This window comes from Mycobacterium sp., assembly GCF_965277065.1.
Lineage (GTDB): Bacteria > Actinomycetota > Actinomycetes > Mycobacteriales > Mycobacteriaceae > Mycobacterium.
Map to the genome: position 1 here is coordinate 1 of NZ_CBDIBT010000013.1, position 18900 is coordinate 18900.

An 18900-nucleotide genomic window follows, 5' to 3' on the forward strand; every position below is an offset into this window, starting at 1 on the left:
CACCTGAACACCTTGGGCGTGCTGATTCCACAGCTGCCAGCACACGTCGTAGCCGTCGGCCAGCATCGCCGGATCAGTTCCGGTCACGCCCGCCACACGGGCGGCGCCCAAGAAGTCCTGCGGTGTACCGGGTTGCGATGGCTGGGCGGCGCCGACCGTCGTGGCCGGGTCGGCGACGGCGGGCGCGGCCAACCCGAAGGAGATGACGGCACCAACGGCGCCGACAAGCACTTTTCCGATCACGATCAACCTCTGTTCACTTTTTGTTAATCTTAAAGCCCACTCTCGTTCATATATTAGACATGTGGACTTAAGGCTGACTGTGTGATCGGTGGGGTGTTTCTGTCCGCTGCGCGGTGGTTTCGCGACGGCTCAACGGGCTCGGCGCGAACACATTCGTGGCGCACGGGATTCAGACGGCGGCGGCTTGGCCCTTCGCGCCGGCCACTCCGGGCACGCAGGCGTGACAGGTCGCCGGGCGCGTTGCGGCGCGACCCGGCCACGGCCAGCGAGAAAAGCGGCAACGCTGAGCTATCTGATAGTTCAGCGTTGCCGCTCTACTGCGGCGTACTCAGGAGATTCGAGCGAGATTTAGCAGTGAGCGGCCCAGCACCGCTGGTTGGGGCAGTAGACCGCACGCGCGATGTTCACCATGGACCCGACGTCGCCCACGCCGATGCCATCCTGGTCCAAGTTGGCGTGGATGCTGTTGGCGATGTGTTGTGGCGTCCAACCCCACCCGAGATCGTCACAGATGAGATAGGCCGTTCCGACGAGCGCCTCCTCGTGGCCCGGCGGCCAGGTGAGGCCGGCGCCACGCAGTTGATCGAGGTATCCGTCATCCCGAGGATCGGCATTCGCAGTCGCGACGCTGGCAATAACGGCAGCACCGGCGAGCATCGGAATGGTGAGTCTGGCCAGCCAGCGAGGTGAGGTCATGTGATGCGCGTCCTTCGTTGTCGGCAGCGATGATCCCCTCAGTGTGCGAGTTCAGGCCCGTAAACACATGTACAACAGTGAAATCTTGGAAAAAGCTTTTGTCGGAGCGCTGCGACCGGCGACCAGTGCTTCGAGGGAGCCCCGACTCGCGTTGGCCGGCATCTAGTTCGCATTACCATCTATTTGATAGCGTCATCGGCGATGCCTTCCGTTGACCGTGCGGGCCGTCTCGATGAGCTGCGAGATGCGTTGGCGCAGATGTCTTTTGCGCTGATGGCCGTCCTCACCGAAGTCGCCGCAGAGCATGACCTGTCGCTGACCCAGCTGCGGGTGCTGGACATCCTGCGCGATCGCGAGCCCACGATGGCGGACTTGGCGAACCACACCGGCCTGGAGCGCTCCACGATCAGCGGGCTGATCGACCGCGCGGCGGCCCGTGGGCTGGTCAGGCGAATCGCCGACCCGCACGACGGCCGCTCGGTCCGCGTCACGCTGACGGAGTCGGCTCGCGAGTTGGTACCCGAGATCACCGGCGCCGTCGGCGACCGGATCCAGCCGCTGACCGATCGGCTGAACAGCCCTGAGCAGAAGCGACTCACGGCGCTGCTCACCAAAGCGCTCGACGCTTGAGCCCTTCCTGAGCCCTGGTACCGACTTATCTTGACCGAGTATCGTCTGCGATGCTAAGCAGGTGCTCAGCATTCGATGCGCACGGTATGGAAGGGATCAGATGGCGCTGCAGGCGGTTTTAGACGACATCCGTAAGCGACCCGGCTCGGGTGACGTCATCGCCGTCATCGATCCCGCGACCGAAGAAACGATCACCGAATTCACCGACTGCGGTGAAGATGCCGTCAACGACGCCGTCGCGACCGCGAAGGCGTCTTTTGAATCTGGCGTCTGGTCCGCGTTGCCGGGGCGTGAGCGGGCCAAAGTCATCTGGCGCATCGCGGATCTGATCGATCAACATGCCCAAGAGTTCGCCGAGCTCGACTCGCTCAACACCGGCATGCCGCTGATGCAGGCAACGCTGCAGATGTCGACGGTTTCGGAGTTCTTCCGCTACTACGCGGGCTGGTGTTCGAAGATCAACGGCACCGCGTACGACGTGAAGACCGACGGGATCGCCGGCGACAGCTACGTCGACATGCACGCTTACACCCTCAAAGAGCCCTACGGCGTGGTGGGGCTGATCTTCCCGTGGAACGGCCCGATCTTCAACGCCGCTGCCAAACTCGCGCCCGCGCTTGCCGCCGGCGGCAGCCTGCTGGTCAAACCGGCTGAGGAGACGCCACTTTCGGCTCTTCTGCTCGACCGGCTGGTTCACGAGGCGGGGGTTCCCGAGGGCGTCGTGAACCTGCTGACCGGATACGGACACACCGCCGGCGCAGCGATCACCGCGCACCCCGACGTAGAGAAGGTGGCCTTCACCGGATCCACCGAGGTCGGCAAAGCGATCGTGCGGGCGTCGGCCGACAACCTGAAGAAGGTCACACTTGAACTCGGCGGCAAGTCGCCGGTACTGATCTTCGACGACGCGAACCTGGACAACGCCATATTCCGGGCCTCCATCGGCATCTTCGTGCACTCCGGCCAGGGCTGCGTGTGCGGGTCGCGGATCTTCGCGCAGCGCGGCGTGTACGACCGCGTCGTGGAAGGCATTGCGATGATGGCGAATACGTTCAAACTCGGGGCTCCCGCTGAAGAGGGCTGCATGAGCGGCCCGCTGATCAGCCAGAAGCAACTCACCCGCGTCATGGGCTTCATCGACGAGGGCCGCAGCGACGGCGTCGAAGTGGTCACCGGTGGCCACCGACTGGATCGCAAGGGCTTCTTCGTGCACCCGACGGTGCTCACCAACGTCGACCCGGCGATGCGGCTATTCCAGGAGGAGATCTTCGGGCCGGTGGTGAGCATCCTGCCCTTCGACGACGAAGACGAGGCCGTGGCGCTGGCCAACGACACGACCTACGGCCTGGCCGCCACCGTCTACACCGAAAACGTCGGCCGGGCGCACCGCATAGTGAAGCGCTTGAAGGCCGGCAGCGTGCAGATCAACTGCCAGTTGGTCTTCGACCCCGATGTGCCGTTCGGCGGCTTCAAGCAGTCCGGCTGGGGACACGAGTTCGGCAAGGAAGGCCTTGACATCTACTTGAAGTCAAAGTCGGTCTGGGCTCAGCTGTAAGCCGTATCGTCTGCGCATGGCGCAAAATCTCGAGGCCCGGCTGAACTCGTACTGGCCGACTGCCTTGTCGGTGTTTCGGGTGATCTTCGGGCTGCTGTTCCTCAGCCACGGTTTGTGCTCGGTCATTGGCTGGCCGGCGGCGGGTCATGTTGCGCCCGTTGGACAGTGGCCGGATTTCTACGCCGGCTGGATCGAGCTGGTCACCGGCGCGCTGATCACCGTGGGGCTGTTCACCCGGCCCGCCGCGTTCCTGGCCTCGGGCGAGATGGCGTTCGCGTATTTCACCGTCCACCTTCCGAACGGCTTCTTCCCGATCAACAACCACGGCGAGGCGTCGGTGATGTACTGCTTCGCCTTCCTGTTGCTGGTCTTCGCCGGTCCCGGCCTGTACGCCGTGGATAGCCGGCGTGGGCAGTGGCCCAAGCGTCGAGGCGGTTTGACCCGCCGAAGTCGATTGCGGCGCTAGGTTTTAACGCACCGTCGCGAAGAACGTGCGAACGTCGTCGACAAACAACTCCGGCTGCTCGAATGCAGCAAAGTGCCCGCCGCGCGGCATCGTCGTCCAGTGCGTGATGTTGTAGGCCTCCTCGCACCAGCTTCGCGGGGTTCGCAAGATTTCCTTCGGGAACGAGGCCACCCCGGTGGGCAGCGCCACCCGGCCATCGCTGACAAACTTATTGAAGCTCTCCCAGTACAGCTTTGCCGACGAGGCGCCGCTTCCCGTAACCCAGTACATCATCACGTTGTCGAGCAATTCGTCACGGCTGAACACCTTTTCGGGGTGGCCGTCGCAGTCGGCCCAAGCCCAGAACTTCTCAACGACCCACGCCAGTTGACCCACCGGGGAGTCGACCAGCCCGTAACCCAGCGTCTGTGGCCGGGTGGATTGTTGCTTGGAGTAGCCGGTGCCCCACTTCCGGTGCTCGACGTAAGCAGCCAGGGCCAGCTGGTCGTCCTCGGAGAATTCGCCACCGGATACCGGCTTGGCGATCGGCATATTCAGGTGGATACCCACGCAATGTCCGCCGTTGCGGCCGATCTGGGTCGTCACCGCGGCACCCCAGTCGCCGCCCTGGGCGCCGTAACGGTCGTAACCGAGCCGGCCCGCAAGCGTCTCCCAGGCCTCGGCGATCTTTTCCACACCCCAGCCGGTGCCGGTCGGCTTGCCTGAGAAACCGTAGCCGGGCAGCGACGGGCAGATGACGTGGAAGGCGTCCTCGGCCCGCCCCGACGGCGGGTTGACCAGCGGCTCGATCACTTTGTGAAACTCGACCACCGATCCCGGCCAGCCGTGCGTCAACACCAACGGCAGCGCGTCCTCGTGCGGCGACCGCTGATGGATGAAATGGAGGTCCAGCCCGTCGATTTCGGTCTGGTACTGATCGAATGTGTTCAATGCGGCTTCCCGCGCGCGCCAGTCGTAACCGTCGGCCCAGTACGCGGCCAGCTCTTTGGTGTACGCCAACGGGATGCCTTGGGTCCAGTCGTCAACGGTCTCGGACTCCGGCCACCGGGTGCGCGTCAAGCGCTCCTGCAGATCATCGAGAACAGCGGCGGGAACGTCGATGCGATACGGCCTGATTTCCGACATAGCCTTCATCATGCAGGCAGGCGATCAAGTGTCGAGGGCGAGGTCCTCACGGAACCGTTTCATGCCGTCGACCTTCTGCGACAGCGTCGCGTCTGGCCCGGAGTAAAACATCCACGGCATGGTCAGAATCCCGGTGATGCCGGCGTCCTCCGCGCGCTGGTAGTGAGCGGTGGTGAGAGCGTCGGTCAGCGGCGTGAGGATCGTGAAATCATCCATGTTCAAACCTTTTTCGGCCCGAAACTGGCGAATCCGGTCGGCGGCCGCGGTCGCCTGCTCGGTGTTGATCAGGTCGCCGATCCAGCCGTCGTATCGGGCTGCGCGACGCAGCGCGATGTCGCTGAGCCCCCCGACATAGATCGGTATCCGCGGCGGCGTGGGCTGCATTTCCAGCCGCGGTGTCTGATAGAACTCGCCGTCGAACTCTGTCCAGTCGGGCAACCAGAGCGTCCGCATCAGGTCGAGCATTTCGTCGGTGCGTTTGCCCCGCTTGACGAAGGGCTGCTCCATCAGGTCAAACTCTTCTTCACACCAGCCGACGCCGATACCCATCTCGACGCGGCCGTCGGCCAGATATGCCGCGGTACCAATGGCTTTGGCCGCCGAATACGGATTGCGCATCGCCGGAATGTAGACCGTGGTGACGAACCGCAGCCGAGTCGTCACTTGCGCCAGCGCGCCGACCAGAACCCACGGGTCGGGCCATTCGGTGAACGGCTGCCAGCGCCGCTGGCCGTCCTCGGTGTACGGGTACGGGGTGCTCAACGTCTCGAGGTTGACGATGTGATCGGGAATCGCCATGCCGTCGTAGCCGAGGTCGTCGGCCACTCTGGCGACCTCGACGATCTCCCGAGTATCGAGAAATGCACTGCTGACGTAGAACTTCATTCGGCGGCCCGCGCCCACGACGGGGTGATGAAGATTCCCTCGGCTTCGACCGTGACGCCGTCGGCATCGGAAAGATGGCCGGAGACAAAGGATTTGACGCCCTCGGTGCGCTCGACAGCGGCTTCGGCGCGAAGCCTGCCCAACGGAGTGCCGCGGACGAACCGCAGCGTGAGGGTACCGGTGAACAGCGGTTTGGTCAGGCCCGCGCTGGCGGCCTCGCCGAGCACATGATCGAGCACCAGCGCGCACACGCCACCGTGCACCCAGCCCGGCGGACCTTCGTAGGCAGCGTTGAGCGTGAACTCGCTCCAGCAGTGCGAGGCGTCATCGTCGTGCTGGATGGTCAATGGCGGCGCGATCGCGTTGCGCAAGCCGATGACCGCGTTGCCCCACACCACCGGCCGTCCCCCGACCGCGTGGCGCACTACCCGAACCTCGTCACGTTGCCGGCTACGTAGCACGGCGGTCGCGGACCGGATCTCCGACCGGGCGGCCTCGATGGCCTCGGGCTCAGCTTCGCTCCGCAGCGCCACCTCGATCAGTTCACGCACGTCCTCGGTCAGCGGGCCGTAGATCGCCGCGAGGCGATCATATTCGTCGGCGCTCATCACCTCATAGGGGAGTATCACGCCTCTTTACTAACACCGAGGCATACGACATACCGCGGCCGGGGCCGACTCATTCGTCGAAAATCTTGTGCACGACCGCTTTTGCGCGCCGGGTGACCCGCAGGTAATTGTCCAGGAATTCGCCGCCGTCGCCATTCTTGGCCCAGCCGGCGGCGACCGCGACGGTGTTGAGCAGGCGTCCGGGTCCGGGTAGCTGATCGGTGGGCTTGCCCCGGACGAGCACCAGAGCGTTGCGGGCCCGGGTCGCGGTCAGCCACGCCTCACGGAGCAGGTCCGCGTCCTCGGAGGTGATCAGTCCGGCGTCGGCGGCCGCATCCAGGCTCTCCAGCGTCGTGGTGTTGTGGAGCGCCTCGATCTCACTGGCGAAACGCAGCTGCAGCAGCTGCACGGTCCATTCGATGTCGGCCAGTCCCCCGCGACCCAGCTTGGTGTGGGTGGTGGGGTCAGCGCCGCGCGGAAGACGCTCGGAGTCGACGCGGGCCTTCATCCGCCGGATCTCGAGGACCGCTTGGGCGGACACCCCACCGGACGGGTAACGGGTCTTGTCGGCCATGTGCAGAAATCGTCGGCCCAGCTCCTCGTCGCCACCGACCGCATCGGCGCGCAGCAACGCCTGGATCTCCCACGGCTGAGCCCACTGCTCGTAGTACGCCGCGTAGGACGCGAGCGTGCGGACTAGCGGGCCGCTGCGGCCCTCCGGGCGCAGATTGGCGTCAACTTCCAGCGGCGGGTCAGCGCTAGGCGTGCCCAGCAGCGCACGGATCTGCTCGGCCACCGTCACGGCCCAGCGCACCGCATCCGAATCCTGCACGCCTTCAGCGGGCTCGCAGACGAACAGCACATCGGCGTCGGAGCCGTAGCCCAGCTCGCGACCGCCGAGCCGGCCCATCCCGATGACGGCGATCGCGGCCGGGGCGTCGCCACTCTGGGGCAGGTTGGCCCGCATCACCGCGTTCAGCGCGGCCTGCAGCACCGCGACCCACACCTCGGTCAGCGCCGCGCACACATCGGTGACGTCGAGCATGCCCAGCAGGTCGGCCGACGCGATGCGAGCCAATTCACGGCGTCGCAGCGAGCGCGCGATCGCAATCGCACGAACCGGGTCGGTCTGCCGGCCTGCCGAGGCCACCAGCGCCCCGGCCACCGCGCCGGGCTCGGCCTCGAGCAGCTTGGGCCCCGACGGCCCGTCGCTGTAGTTCTGGACCACCTCCGGTGCGCGCATCAGCAGCTCCGGCACATAGGCCGAGGTCCCCAGCACATGCATCAATCGCTTGGCCACCGACGGCTTGTCGCGCAGCGTGGACAGATACCAGCGCTGCGAGATCATCACCTCGCTGAGCCGTCGGTAGGCCAGCAGCCCGCCATCGGGATCAGGGGTGTCGGAAAGCCAATCCAGCAGCCGCGGCAACAGCACCGATTGCACCCGGCCGCGCCGGCCACTCTGGTTGATCAAGGCGCCGAGGTGGGTCAGCGCGCTGTGCGGAGATTCGTAGCCCAGAGCGGACAGCTGCCGTTCCGCTGCCGCCGGCGTCATCCCCTGCGAGAACTCCAAGCCCTCTGGCGCAAGCGATTCCAGCAATGGTTGATAAAACAACTTCGCGTGCAACCGCGACACCCTCATGTGGTGGCGCTTCAGCTCGTCACGCAGCACGCCCAGCCTGTCGCGGCTGCCGTCGGGTCGCACGTGAGCTGCCCGCGCCAGCCAGCGCAGCGCCTCTTCGTCGTCCGACGCCGGCAGCATGTGGGTGCGCTTGAGGCGTTGCAATTGCAGTCGATGTTCCAGCAACCGAAGGAACTCGTACGAAGCGGTCAGATTCGCCGTGTCGTCGCGGCCGACGTAGCCGCCGGCCCCCAAGGCCGCCAGCGCGTCGACCGTCGACGCCACGTGCAACGCCTCGTCGGTGCGACCGTGCACGAGCTGCAAGAGCTGTACCGCGAACTCGACATCACGTAGGCCGCCACTGCCGAGCTTGAGTTCGCGGCTTCGGACGTCGGCGGGCACCAGCTGCTCCACGCGTCGCCGCATGGCCTGGACTTCCGGCACGAAATCCGCACGCTCGCAGGCATTCCACACCATCGGCATGATCGTCTCGATGTACTGCTTGCCCAGTTCGGCGTCTCCGGCGGCCGGTCGCGCCTTCAGCAGCGCCTGAAATTCCCAGGTCTTCGCCCACTGCTGGTAATAGGCGATGTGCGATTCCAGAGTGCGGACGAGTTCGCCGTGACGACCCTCCGGACGCAGTCCGGCGTCCACCTGGAAAAAGGCGTCCGAAGCCAGCCGCATCACCTCGCCGGCGATCCGCGCGGACACCGGATCGGCCGGCTCGGCCACGAAGATCACGTCGACATCGCTGACGTAATTCAGTTCGCGCGCACCGCATTTGCCCATCGCGATGATACCCAGCCGCGGCGGCGTCTCGTCTCGGCAGACGACGGTCTCGGCGACCGACAGCACGGCCCCCAACGCGGCGTCGGCCAGATCGGCCAGGTGCGCGCCCACTTCCGGGAAGTTCAGCACCGGCTCGTTTTCGACGATCGGCGCCAAATCCATCGCGGCCAGCACGAGCAAGCGGTTTCGGTACAGCGCACGCAGCCGCCACACCACCGATCCCGAGGCAGTTGGGGGTTCGGCGACGCACTCGGCGAACATCGCGCGCAGTTGTTCGGTCGACGGCAGCTTCACGTTGCCTTGCAACAGATGCCACGCCTGCGGATTGGCGACCAGGTGATCGCCCAGCGCCAGCGACGACCCGAGCACGCCGAACAGCCGGCCGCGTAGGCAGCGGTCGGAGGCCAGTGCTTTGTTGAGCTCACCCCACGCGTCGCCGAGCGCATCGGCCAGCCGGACCGTCGCGGACAGGGCGGCATCGGCGTCGGGTGCCCGCGACAGCGACCACAGCACCTCGATGTGCTCTTCGTTGTTCCAGCCAAGCTGCGCCAAGTTGGCGCCGGCGCGGTCGTCGACCAGTCCGAGGCGACCGAGGCCGGGGACCTTACGCCGTTCCGTCACTGGCTGGTTCACCTCACTGACGGTAGCGCAGATGTCTTTCGATCTGCCTGCGTCCTAACCACCGGTACCAATCAAAGCGAGATGTAGGTCTTCAGCTCGAAAGGCGTGACGTGGCGGCGATAGTTCGCCCACTCAGTGCGTTTGTTGCGCAGGAAGAAGTCGAAGACATGCTCGCCGAGCGCCTCCGCGACGAGCTCAGAGCCCTCCATCGCCCGCAGCGCCTCGTCGAGGCTGGACGGCAATTCGCGGTAACCCATGGCGCGGCGTTCGGTGGGGGTGAGATTCCAGACATTGTCTTCGGCCTGGGGACCAAGGACGTAGCCCTTCTCCACTCCGCGGAGCCCGGCTGCCAGCAGTACGGCGAACGCCAGATACGGGTTGCAGGCAGAGTCGGGGCTGCGTACCTCGATGCGTCGCGACGAGGTCTTGTTCGGGCTGTACATCGGGATACGCACCAGCGCTGAACGGTTGGCCGCGCCCCACGACGCCGCGGTGGGCGCTTCGCCGCCGAGCACCAACCGCTTGTAGGAGTTGACCCACTGGTTGGTGACGGCGCTGATCTCGCTGGCGTGCTCGAGGATCCCGGCGATGAACGACTTGGCGACGTCGGAGAGTTGCAGCGGGTCGTCCGGGCTGTGGAAAGCATTCACCTCGCCCTCGAACAGGCTCATGTGGGTGTGCATGGCCGAGCCGGGGTATTGGCCAAATGGCTTGGGCATGAACGTCGCCCGCGACCCCTCGTTTAGCGCGACCTCTTTGATGAGGTAGCGGAACGTCATCACGTTGTCGGCCATCGAGAGCGCGTCGGCGAAACGCAGGTCGATCTCCTGCTGGCCGGGCGCGCCTTCGTGGTGGCTGAACTCCACCGAGATGCCCATGGATTCCAGCGCGTCGATGGCGTGCCGGCGGAAGTTGGAGGCGGTGTGCACGGCCTGATCGAAGTAGCCGGCGTTGTCGGCCGGAATGGGCACCGATCCGTCTTCGGGGCCGGATTCCAGCAGGAAGAACTCGATTTCGGGATGCACGTAGCAGGAGAAGCCCAGATCGTTGGCCTTGCCTAGCTGACGGCGCAGCACGTGGCGGGGGTCGGCCCACGACGGCGAGCCGTCGGGCATCTTGATGTCGCAGAACATCCGCGCAGAGTGATGGTGGCCGGTGCGGGTGGTCCAGGGCAGCACCTGGAACGTCGACGGGTCCGGATGGGCGACGGTGTCGGACTCCGAAACCCGGGCGAAGCCTTCGATCGATGACCCGTCGAAGCCGATGCCTTCTTCGAACGCGCCCTCGAGCTCAGCGGGCGCGATCGCGACAGATTTGAGGAAACCGAGCACATCGGTGAACCACAACCGGACGAATCGGATGTCCCGTTCCTCCAGCGTGCGAAGCACGAATTCCTTTTGTCGATCCATACCTGGAAGAGTATGCACGTACCGTTAAATTTGTGTTACCGGCGCTGCTTAACACCGTAAGTTTCCAGGCGCGACGCCGTCGACCAAGTAACGGGTCACAGCGCCGTCGACACAGTCATTTCCGTTGAAGGTCACCGTGTGTTGGGTGCCCTCGAAGGTGATCAGGTCGGCCCCGAGTTGGCGGGCCAGATCGACACCGGCTTGATACGGCGTGGCCGGGTCGTGCGTGGTGGAGACGACGACGACCTTGCCCGGGGCCACCGGCGCCGCGGGATGCGGGGTTGACGACGCGGGAACGGGCCACAGCGCGCACAGGTCACGCGGCGCATGTCCGGTGTATTGCCCGTAGGACGTGAACGGTGCGACCTGGCGAATGTGCCGATCGGCGTCAGCCCACGCGGCCGGGTCCGTCGGCTCGGGGGCATCGACGCAGCGGATCGCATTGAACGCATCCTGCGAGCTGTTGTAGTGACCCTTGGAGTCCCGTCCGTAGTACTCGTCGGCCAATGTCAACAGGTCGCCGGGATCGGCACCGCGCCGCAGACCCAACAGGCCGCTGGTGAGGAATTTCCAGAACTGCGGGGTGTAGAGCGCGTTGATGGTGCCGGTGGTGGCGTCGGCGTAGCCGAGGCTGCGTCCTTCTGAGGTCGGCGCAGGTTTGGTCACCAGCGGATCGATCAACTGGTGGTAGCGACCGACCCACTGATTCGGGTCGGTCCCCAGCGGGCAGTCGGCCGATTGGGCGCAGTCCGCGGCGTAGTCGTTGAACGCCGTTTGGAACCCTTGCTCCTGGTTGATCAACTCGTCGATCGGGCCGATGCTCGGGTCGATCGCACCGTCGAGCACCATCGCCCGGACGTGGTCGCCGAACTTCTCGATGTAGGCGGTCCCCAGTTCGGTGCCGTAGCTGTAGCCGAGGTAGTTGATCTGGTCATCGCCGAGTGCCTGGCGCACCGTGTCCATGTCGCGGGCGGCCGACGCGGTTCCGACGTTCTCCAGAAACGCCGATCCGTTCCGGGCGACGCACCGCTGAGCGATCTGACGGTAGACCTGTTCGATGTGCGCCACACCCTCCGGGCTGTAGTCGACCATCGGCTCGCGACGGTAGGCGTCGAACTCGGCATCGGTCTGACAGCGCACGCCGGGTGTGGAGTGGCCGACGCCGCGCGGGTCGAAGCCGACCAGATCGAAGCGACGGCTGACTTCGGAGGCCGCGAGTTCAGGACCCATCGCGGCGACCATGTCGACCGCCGATGCCCCTGGACCGCCCGGGTTGATCAGCAGCGCTCCGATCCGCGGGCCGGTCGCCGGCACCCGGATCACCGCGAGTTGTACTTGCGCGCCAGCGGGATTCGCGTAGTCGACCGGTACCGCGACGGTTCCGCATTGCGCACTGGGAAGGTCGCCGGGGCTTTTGATGACCTGACCGCAGCTTCCCCAGTGCAGTGGTGTCGACGCCGGCTGCGGCGCAGCCGGTGTCGGCCCGGTGTCATAGCCCGGGGCCGCGTTCGTCACCGGTGTCCAGGCGCCGGCTGCCGTCGCCGTCAGCGACACAGACAACAGCGCAGACACCACCACCCTCATGCGCCACATGGGGGCTAATCGTTGCATGCGTCGGCCACAGGCCGTGATCCCATTGGTCACACCTTGGTCTCGTTATTCGCTGCGCGGATTGACGATTCGTGCCCGGGCCATGCCGGAGCTAGCACTTGGCCCCTTTGGACGGCACCGTCCCGGCGAGCAGGTAGGCCGTCGCGTAGTCGTCGATGCAGGAGTTGCCCTGGAAGACCACCGTGTGCTGGGTGCCGTCGAACGTCAGCAGTCCACCCTTGAGCTGATTCGCCAAGTCGACGCCCGCTTGATACGGCGTCGCCGGGTCGTGGGTAGTCGACACCACCAGCGTCGGGGTCAGGTTGGACGCGGAGATGGAGTGCGGCTTGCTGGTCGGCGGCACCGGCCAGAATGCGCACGTGCCCAGCGGGGCGTCGCCGGTGAACTTGCCGTAGTTCATGAACGGCGCGACTTCGCGCGAGCGGCGGTCCTCGTCGATGACCTTGGCCCGGTCCTTGACCGGTGGCTGGTCGACACAGTTGACCGCGACCCGGGCGTCAGTGGAGTTGGTGTAGCGGCCGCGCTTGTCGCGGCGCATGTAGAGGTCGGCCAACTCGAGCATCACGTCGCCCCGATGGTGGGACAGCTCGGTCAAACCGCTGGTCAAGTGGTGCCAGAAGGTCGGCGAATACAGCGCCATGATGGTACCGATGATCGCGTCGCTGTAGCTCAGTCCGCGGGGATCTCTGGTGCGCGCCGGCTTACTGCGCGTGGGGTTGTTCTTGTCGACGAGCGGATAGACCAGATCGTGGTACACGTCGACGGCTTTGGCCGGGTCGGTGCCCAGCGGGCAGGTCGGCGACTTGGCGCAATCTTTGGCGTAACCATTGAATGCATCCTGAAAGCCTTTGGCCTGCCGTAGATCTGACTCGACCGGATCGGCGTTGGGGTCGATCGCACCGTCGAGGATCATCGCCCGGATGTTCGTCGGGAAAGCCTCGGCATAGGCGGCGCCGATCCGGGTGCCGTAGGAGTAGCCCAGGAACGTCAGCTTGCTGTCACCCAACGCTTCGCGGATGGCGTCCAGATCGCGCGCCACATTGTCGGTTCCGACGTTCGCCAGGAATTTCTTGCCCATCTTGGTCACGCAGCGGGCGACATATTCCTTGGTCTCGTCCTCGATGTGCGCCACGCCGGTGGGGCTGTAGTCGACCTGCGTTTCGGTGCGTAGCCGATCGTTGTCCGCGTCGGAGTTGCACCAGATCGCCGGCCGCGACGTCGCCACCCCGCGCGGATCGAACCCGACGAGGTCGAACCGCTCCCGGATCTGCGGCGGCAACGACTGCACCAGTCCCACGGCAGCCTCGATACCCGACTCCCCCGGGCCGCCGGGGTTGATGATCAACGAGCCGATCTTGTCCCGGGTCGCGGGGAAGCGAACGAGCCCGAGCGTTGTCGCGTCGCCGCTGCGGTGCCGGTAGTCGACGGGCACGGCGAGCTTGCCGCACTGCACGCCGCTGGGCAGCTTCGCCGGCACGTCGCCATCTCCGGCGACACGGCACGGTCCCCACTCCACCGGCTGGCCGACTCTAGGACCGGCCAGCACCGCACGCCCTCTGACGACCTGAGTGCAGCTGGCCACTGTCGCCGCGATAACCGCCATGACGGTCCAGAGCAGCATCGTGCGCGCGAACTTGCCGCCGCGAGGGGTCCCCATGCCACACATGCTGCCATGCGTCGGCGGGGTGCCCGGGTCGCCGGGGCGTCTACCGTGTCGCGAGCAGCAGTTCTTCCATGCCTACCGCGAAGTCGTCGGCCAGTTCCCACACGTCCGGCAACAGCTCCGGGCAGGCGATGATCCCAACGTCGAGTTTGCCCGTCAGCGACATCACGGTGATATTCAGCCCCGAGCCCTCGAAGATCGGCCCCAGCGGGTACATGGCCTTGACCTCATTGCCCAGGAAATACAGCGGCTGCTGCGGGCCCGGGACGTTGGAGATCACCAAGTTGTGCACCGGTATGCGTTTGGTGAGGCTGGTGCGGGCGTAGGCCCGCATCGCGATGCCGAACACCGCGGGCGCGGCGAACTGTGACCAGTCCTGCAGAAGCGTGGCTTTGATCGCCGAGCTGTGTTGTTTGGCAACCGAATTCGCGTCAGCGATGGCTTTGATCCGTTCCACCGGGTCGGCGATGTGGGTCTGCAGGCTGGAGAACATGCCCGAAACCTGGTTGCGCCCAGGCCGATCCGATTTGTTGTGCACGGACACCGGCACCATCGCAATCAGCGGCGACTCCGGCAGTTCGCCGCGGTCGAGCAGGAATTGCCTCAGCACACCGGACACCAGCGCCATCACCACATCGTTGACCTTCACGCCGAAATGATCCTTGACCTTCTTGATGTCCTCGAGGTCCAACTGCGCGAAGGAGACGTTGCGGTGGGCGGTGATGCTGTCGTTGAACGCCGTGCGCGGAGCCGCAAACGGCGGTGCCATCGTCTGGCCGCTGCGTGCCCGCAATACCGTCTTGACCACCGACGATGCAGTGTCGGTCAGCGCGTTGGCGAAACGCACCGGGCGCGCGGCGAATTTGAGTGCACCGGTGACCGCGATCTCGAAGTCGTTGGCACCGCCGACGCCCTCGACCGGGTCCGGGGCGGGTGCGTCCGCCTCGGTGCTGCAGAGCTGGGACATCAGATTGGCGCCGGTCACGCCGTCCACGGCAGCGTGGTGCACCTTGGTCATCACGGCCAGGCGACCGCCGTGTTGCGCGTCGGTGCCCGCCACGCCCTCGATCACCCACATCTCCCACAGCGGACGGGTGCGGTCCAGTGGCAACGAGGCGATGTGCCCGCAGATCTCGGCCAGCTCGGTGCGCCCGCCCGGCGGCGGCAGGCCGATCCGGTGCAGATGCCGGGCCACGTCAAAGTTGTTGTCGTCGACCCACACCGGATGGTCCAGATTGAAGGCGCTGTCGGCCAGCTTTTCGCGGAACTGCGGCATCGCCTTGATGCGCAGCGCCAGTTCGTCGCGCAGGCTGTGGAAGGTGTAGCCGCCCGGCATCGTCGACGTGTCGAGCTCCAGGATCGAGCAGACATGCAATGGCTGTGTTGGAGTTTCGAGGTACAAGAAGCTGGCGTCGAGGCCGCTGAGGCGCTGCATGCGCCGATGGTATGTCCGCCGCCGGTAGGCGGTACCGGAATCGCCCGATGGGCCACGGTGTGAGGAAATCCACTGGGGTTGCTGTCCACATGAGCGACCTGAAGTGGCACACTGGTCGGGTCAGACGAACCCGGGGACCCCGACGGGCCTCGAGGATCGAACCGACCACCACTAGGGACAATGATGTCTGAACAGACTGTTTATGGCGCCCTCTCTTCTTCGCACGCCGAGCCGCGGACCAAGACCCGCATTCATCACCTGCAGAAAATGAAGGCCGAGGGCCAGAAGTGGTCGATGCTGACGGCCTACGACTACTCCACCGCCCGAGTCTTCGACGACGCCGGAATACCCGTGCTGTTGGTCGGCGATTCTGCGGCCAACGTCGTCTACGGCTACGACACCACGGTGCCGGTCTCGATCGACGAGCTGATTCCCCTGGTGCGTGGCGTCGTGCGCGGGGCACCGCATGCGCTGGTTATCGCGGACCTGCCGTTCGGCAGCTACGAGGCCGGCCCCGCGGCCGCACTCGACGCCGCGATCCGCTTCATGAAGGAAGCCGGTGCGCACGCGGTGAAGTTGGAGGGTGGCGAGCGGGTCGCCCCGCAGGTTGCCGCTCTCTCGGCCGCCGGCATTCCGGTGATGGCCCACATCGGCTTCACCCCCCAGAGTGTCAACACCCTGGGCGGCTTCCGGGTGCAGGGCCGCGGGGATGCCGCCGAGCAAACCATCCACGATGCGATCGCCGTCGCCGAGGCCGGCGCGTTCGCCGTGGTGATGGAGATGGTGCCCGCCGAGCTGGCCACCCAGATCACCGGCAAGTTGACCATCCCCACAGTCGGGATCGGCGCGGGCCGCAACTGCGACGCGCAGGTGCTGGTCTGGCAGGACATGGCTGGTCTCACTAGCGGCAAGACCGCCAAGTTCGTAAAGAGATTCGGCGATGTCGGCGGTGAATTGCACCGCGCGGCAACGCAGTACGCGGACGAGGTCGCATCGGGAACATTCCCCGACGACGAGCACAGTTTCTGAACCTCTCGTTTGGCGGTACGCGCGACGTGGCACGCTAGGAGGGCAATGTCCGCTGACGGCGCATCGCCTCACCTCGAGGTCGAGCGCAAGTTCGACGTCGATGCGTCCACGCAGCCGCCGTCATTCGATGGTCTCGAAGGGATTGCCCGCGTCGAATGCGCGGAGACGCAGTCTCTGGACGCCGTGTACTTCGATACGGCCGAGCGTGATCTGGCCGTTCACCGAATCACGTTGCGCCGGCGCACCGGTGGCCTCGACGCGGGCTGGCATCTGAAGTTGCCGGCAGGCTCGGACGCCCGCACGGAGGTGCGAGCACCACTGGACGGCAGCGACCCTCCGGCCGAACTGCTGGACGTGGTGCTGGCCATCGTGCGCGATCGTCCGGTCAGCCCGGTGGCGCGAATCAGCACCACTCGGCAGGTACAGCTGCTGCACGGCGCCGATGACTCCGTCGTCGCCGAGTTTTGCGACGATCAGGTCATCGCGGGTCGGGGTGCCGGTGGTGATGAGGCCGAACAGCGTTGGCGGGAGTGGGAACTCGAGCTCGTGAATGACGGCGCGGACGCCGAGCTGATGGACCGGGCCTGCGGCCGTCTGCTGGACGCGGGGGCGAAACCGGCGGGCCATGGCTCCAAGCTGGCGCGAGTGCTCGACACGTCGCCGACGGACCTACCGGCCGACCCGCTGCATCGGGCGCTGGCTGAACAGATCGGTGAACTGCTGGCGTGGGATCGCGCGGTGCGCGCCGACGCCGACGACGCGGTCCACCAGATGCGGGTGAGCGCCCGCAAGATCCGCAGCCTGCTGCAGTCGTCACCGGATTCGTTCGGACTCGCCGACGATGCGCCAGTCGTCGGCGAACTGCGCGAGCTGGGCAATGTGCTGGGAGTCGCCCGCGACGCCGAGGTACTGGCCGAGCGCTACCGCAACGCTCTCGACGACCTACCGCCGGAGCTGGTCCGCGGCCCCGTGCGGGAGCGTCTGGTCGACGGCGCTGATCAGCATTACCGCATCGGACTCCGACATGCGTTGGCCGCCATGCGCTTACCGCGTTACTTCCGCCTGCTCGACGTGTTGGATGCGGTGTCCGCTAAAACGCCAACCACCGGTGGCGAGCCCGCACCGGCGGCCGTCGCCGCCGCCGGCAAGAGGGTCCGCAAGGCGGCGAAAGCCGCGCGGGAGGCTCGTGGCGCGGACGACCGCGACGATGCGATCCACCGAATCCGTAAGCGCGCGAAGCGACTTCGTTACACTGCGGATGCGACCGGCGCGGAGAAGGTGTCCAAGCGCGCGAAGAAACTCCAGTCGTTGCTCGGTGACCATCAGGACAGCGTGGTCAGCCGTGAGCACCTGGTGCAACAAGCACAGCAGGCGCACGCCGCGGGCGAGGACACCTTCACCTACGGGCTGCTCTACCAGCGCGAAGCCAACGCAGCGGTCGAGAGCCGTCGACAACTCGAGCCGAAGCTCAGCAAGCTCTACAAGGCAGTGCGCAAGCTGTCGGGCTGAGCCGAAAGTGCTCGTAAGCCGCGCAGGGTCCTGCTGATCAGTTCACGTCTTTCATCGATGGTCATCGCATCACCCAGCGGAGCGTGCACCCGCAAATAGCCCTGTGCCGCCAGGTCGTCGACCAGAAAACGCGTCGCACCGAGCGGCAACGACAGACGAGAGGCGATCTCCGCGACCGACGGGTTGTTCACGCACGACGTCAGGATCTGTCCCCGCACGTCATTTCTCCGCCAGCGCGGCGGCTTCACTGTGGTGTCAAGCGCTTCGATCGGCGCCTCGAGTGCCAGATCGACAACGGAGCCGCCGCCTGCCGTCAACGTGTAGGGCCGAACCAGGCTCGGCTCGTCGGCAGTCTCCGGTGCGGTGAACCAGTCGCCGCTCGACTCGTCGATGTCCTCCGGTGGCGGACCATGCGGCACCGAGCGGTTTTTCAGGAACCACAACGCCTGGTCAGCGTGCACCGATGCGCGCACCTCGCTGGCGACGACCCGGAGAATGGTGCGGTCGGTGTCGATCACGAATGTGGTCCGCCGGACCGGCCAGATCCGGGCCAGCAGCCCACGGCGCCGAGTGTGCCGACCACGCCGGCCCGTCTCACGCTCGACAGCGGATCCACGCAGCGTGGCGAGCCTGCCCCGGCGGACCCCGAACAACTCGGACACCACACCGTCCGCGTCGGAAAGCAGCGGGTAGTCGAACGAGCGCTGTCGGGCGAAATGGGCCTGCTTGTCGACGGTGTCGGTGCTGATGCCGACCCGCTGGGCACCCACCTGGGCGAATTCATCGCTGAGGTTCCGGAAATGACACGCCTGGGCGGTGCAGATCGGTGAGGACGCGATCGGGAAGAAAAACAACACCACCGGCCCGTCGGCAAGGAACGCGGACAGTGTCCGAGGCCGACCGGTGTGGTCGTACAGGGTGAAGTCAGGCGCCCGCTCGCCCGCGATCATCGGCAAAGAGTAACGCGGAGAAGCTCCGCGCACGCACGACTGCAGATAATTCGGC

At 65.9% G+C, this 18900-nt stretch carries 15 protein-coding genes and 1 pseudogene; 5 read left to right on the forward strand and 11 right to left on the reverse strand.

Annotated elements, in window-relative coordinates:
- Positions 1-243 (reverse strand): annotated as a pseudogene (locus ACQY5A_RS02035) (hypothetical protein); the annotation flags it as partial.
- Positions 244-591: 348 nt separating this feature from the next.
- Positions 592-939, reverse strand: coding sequence for a DUF732 domain-containing protein (locus ACQY5A_RS02040; protein WP_428338709.1), 348 nt, complete (start codon positions 937-939; stop codon positions 592-594).
- Between the two features lie 201 nt (positions 940-1140).
- On the opposite strand from ACQY5A_RS02040, the gene ACQY5A_RS02045 reads away from it, so the two are divergent.
- The 3 genes from ACQY5A_RS02045 (at position 1141) to ACQY5A_RS02055 (ending at position 3590) form a co-directional block, all read left to right on the forward strand.
- Positions 1141-1569 carry a MarR family winged helix-turn-helix transcriptional regulator gene (locus ACQY5A_RS02045; RefSeq protein WP_428338710.1) on the forward strand — a complete coding sequence of 143 codons (429 nt, stop codon included), beginning with the start codon at positions 1141-1143 and terminating at the stop codon, positions 1567-1569.
- Positions 1570-1669: 100 nt separating this feature from the next.
- The gene (locus ACQY5A_RS02050; protein WP_428338711.1) at positions 1670-3124 is read left to right on the forward strand and encodes an aldehyde dehydrogenase family protein; all 1455 of its coding nucleotides are present in this window, start codon (positions 1670-1672) and stop codon (positions 3122-3124) included.
- Between the two features lie 16 nt (positions 3125-3140).
- Positions 3141-3590 carry a DoxX family protein gene (locus ACQY5A_RS02055; RefSeq protein WP_428338712.1) on the forward strand — a complete coding sequence of 150 codons (450 nt, stop codon included), beginning with the start codon at positions 3141-3143 and terminating at the stop codon, positions 3588-3590.
- Positions 3591-3593: 3 nt separating this feature from the next.
- Here the strand turns inward: ACQY5A_RS02055 and ACQY5A_RS02060 are convergent, their stop codons facing one another.
- The 8 genes from ACQY5A_RS02060 to ACQY5A_RS02095 form a co-directional block, all read right to left on the reverse strand.
- On the reverse strand, positions 3594-4706 hold the full coding sequence (locus ACQY5A_RS02060) for an epoxide hydrolase family protein (RefSeq protein WP_428338829.1): 1113 nt from the start codon (positions 4704-4706) through the stop codon (positions 3594-3596).
- Positions 4707-4739: 33 nt separating this feature from the next.
- The gene (locus ACQY5A_RS02065) at positions 4740-5600 is read right to left on the reverse strand and encodes a TIGR03619 family F420-dependent LLM class oxidoreductase (RefSeq protein ID WP_428338713.1); all 861 of its coding nucleotides are present in this window, start codon (positions 5598-5600) and stop codon (positions 4740-4742) included.
- Positions 5597-6208, reverse strand: a complete 612-nt coding sequence (locus tag ACQY5A_RS02070) for a PaaI family thioesterase (protein ID WP_428338714.1) — start codon at positions 6206-6208, stop codon at positions 5597-5599. The genes ACQY5A_RS02065 and ACQY5A_RS02070 overlap by 4 nt, the downstream gene beginning before the upstream one ends.
- Positions 6209-6278: 70 nt before the next feature.
- Positions 6279-9251, reverse strand: a complete 2973-nt coding sequence (locus ACQY5A_RS02075) for a bifunctional [glutamine synthetase] adenylyltransferase/[glutamine synthetase]-adenylyl-L-tyrosine phosphorylase (protein ID WP_428338715.1) — start codon at positions 9249-9251, stop codon at positions 6279-6281.
- 59 nt (positions 9252-9310) lie between these two features.
- Entirely contained in the window at positions 9311-10648 is a 1338-nt protein-coding gene (glnA, locus tag ACQY5A_RS02080; RefSeq protein WP_428338716.1) for a type I glutamate--ammonia ligase, read from the reverse strand.
- Between the two features lie 48 nt (positions 10649-10696).
- Positions 10697-12241: an alpha/beta hydrolase gene (locus tag ACQY5A_RS02085; protein ID WP_428338717.1), complete on the reverse strand. Its 1545-nt coding sequence runs from the start codon at positions 12239-12241 to the stop codon at positions 10697-10699.
- Positions 12242-12350: 109 nt separating this feature from the next.
- On the reverse strand, positions 12351-13925 hold the full coding sequence (locus tag ACQY5A_RS02090; RefSeq protein WP_428338718.1) for an alpha/beta hydrolase: 1575 nt from the start codon (positions 13923-13925) through the stop codon (positions 12351-12353).
- 40 nt (positions 13926-13965) lie between these two features.
- On the reverse strand, positions 13966-15357 hold the full coding sequence (locus tag ACQY5A_RS02095) for a WS/DGAT/MGAT family O-acyltransferase (protein ID WP_428338719.1): 1392 nt from the start codon (positions 15355-15357) through the stop codon (positions 13966-13968).
- A gap of 183 nt (positions 15358-15540) precedes the next feature.
- On the opposite strand from ACQY5A_RS02095, the gene panB reads away from it, so the two are divergent.
- Positions 15541-16386, forward strand: a complete 846-nt coding sequence (gene panB / locus ACQY5A_RS02100; RefSeq protein WP_428338720.1) for a 3-methyl-2-oxobutanoate hydroxymethyltransferase — start codon at positions 15541-15543, stop codon at positions 16384-16386.
- A 45-nt stretch (positions 16387-16431) separates the two neighbouring features.
- Positions 16432-17895, forward strand: a complete 1464-nt coding sequence (locus ACQY5A_RS02105; RefSeq protein WP_428338721.1) for a CHAD domain-containing protein — start codon at positions 16432-16434, stop codon at positions 17893-17895.
- On the opposite strand, the gene ACQY5A_RS02110 is transcribed toward ACQY5A_RS02105, so the two are convergent.
- Complete coding sequence (locus ACQY5A_RS02110; RefSeq protein WP_428338722.1) at positions 17865-18845, reverse strand: redoxin domain-containing protein; 981 nt, start codon at positions 18843-18845, stop codon at positions 17865-17867. The two genes, ACQY5A_RS02105 and ACQY5A_RS02110, sit on opposite strands and share 31 nt — an antisense overlap.
- Positions 18846-18900: the final 55 nt, after the last annotated feature.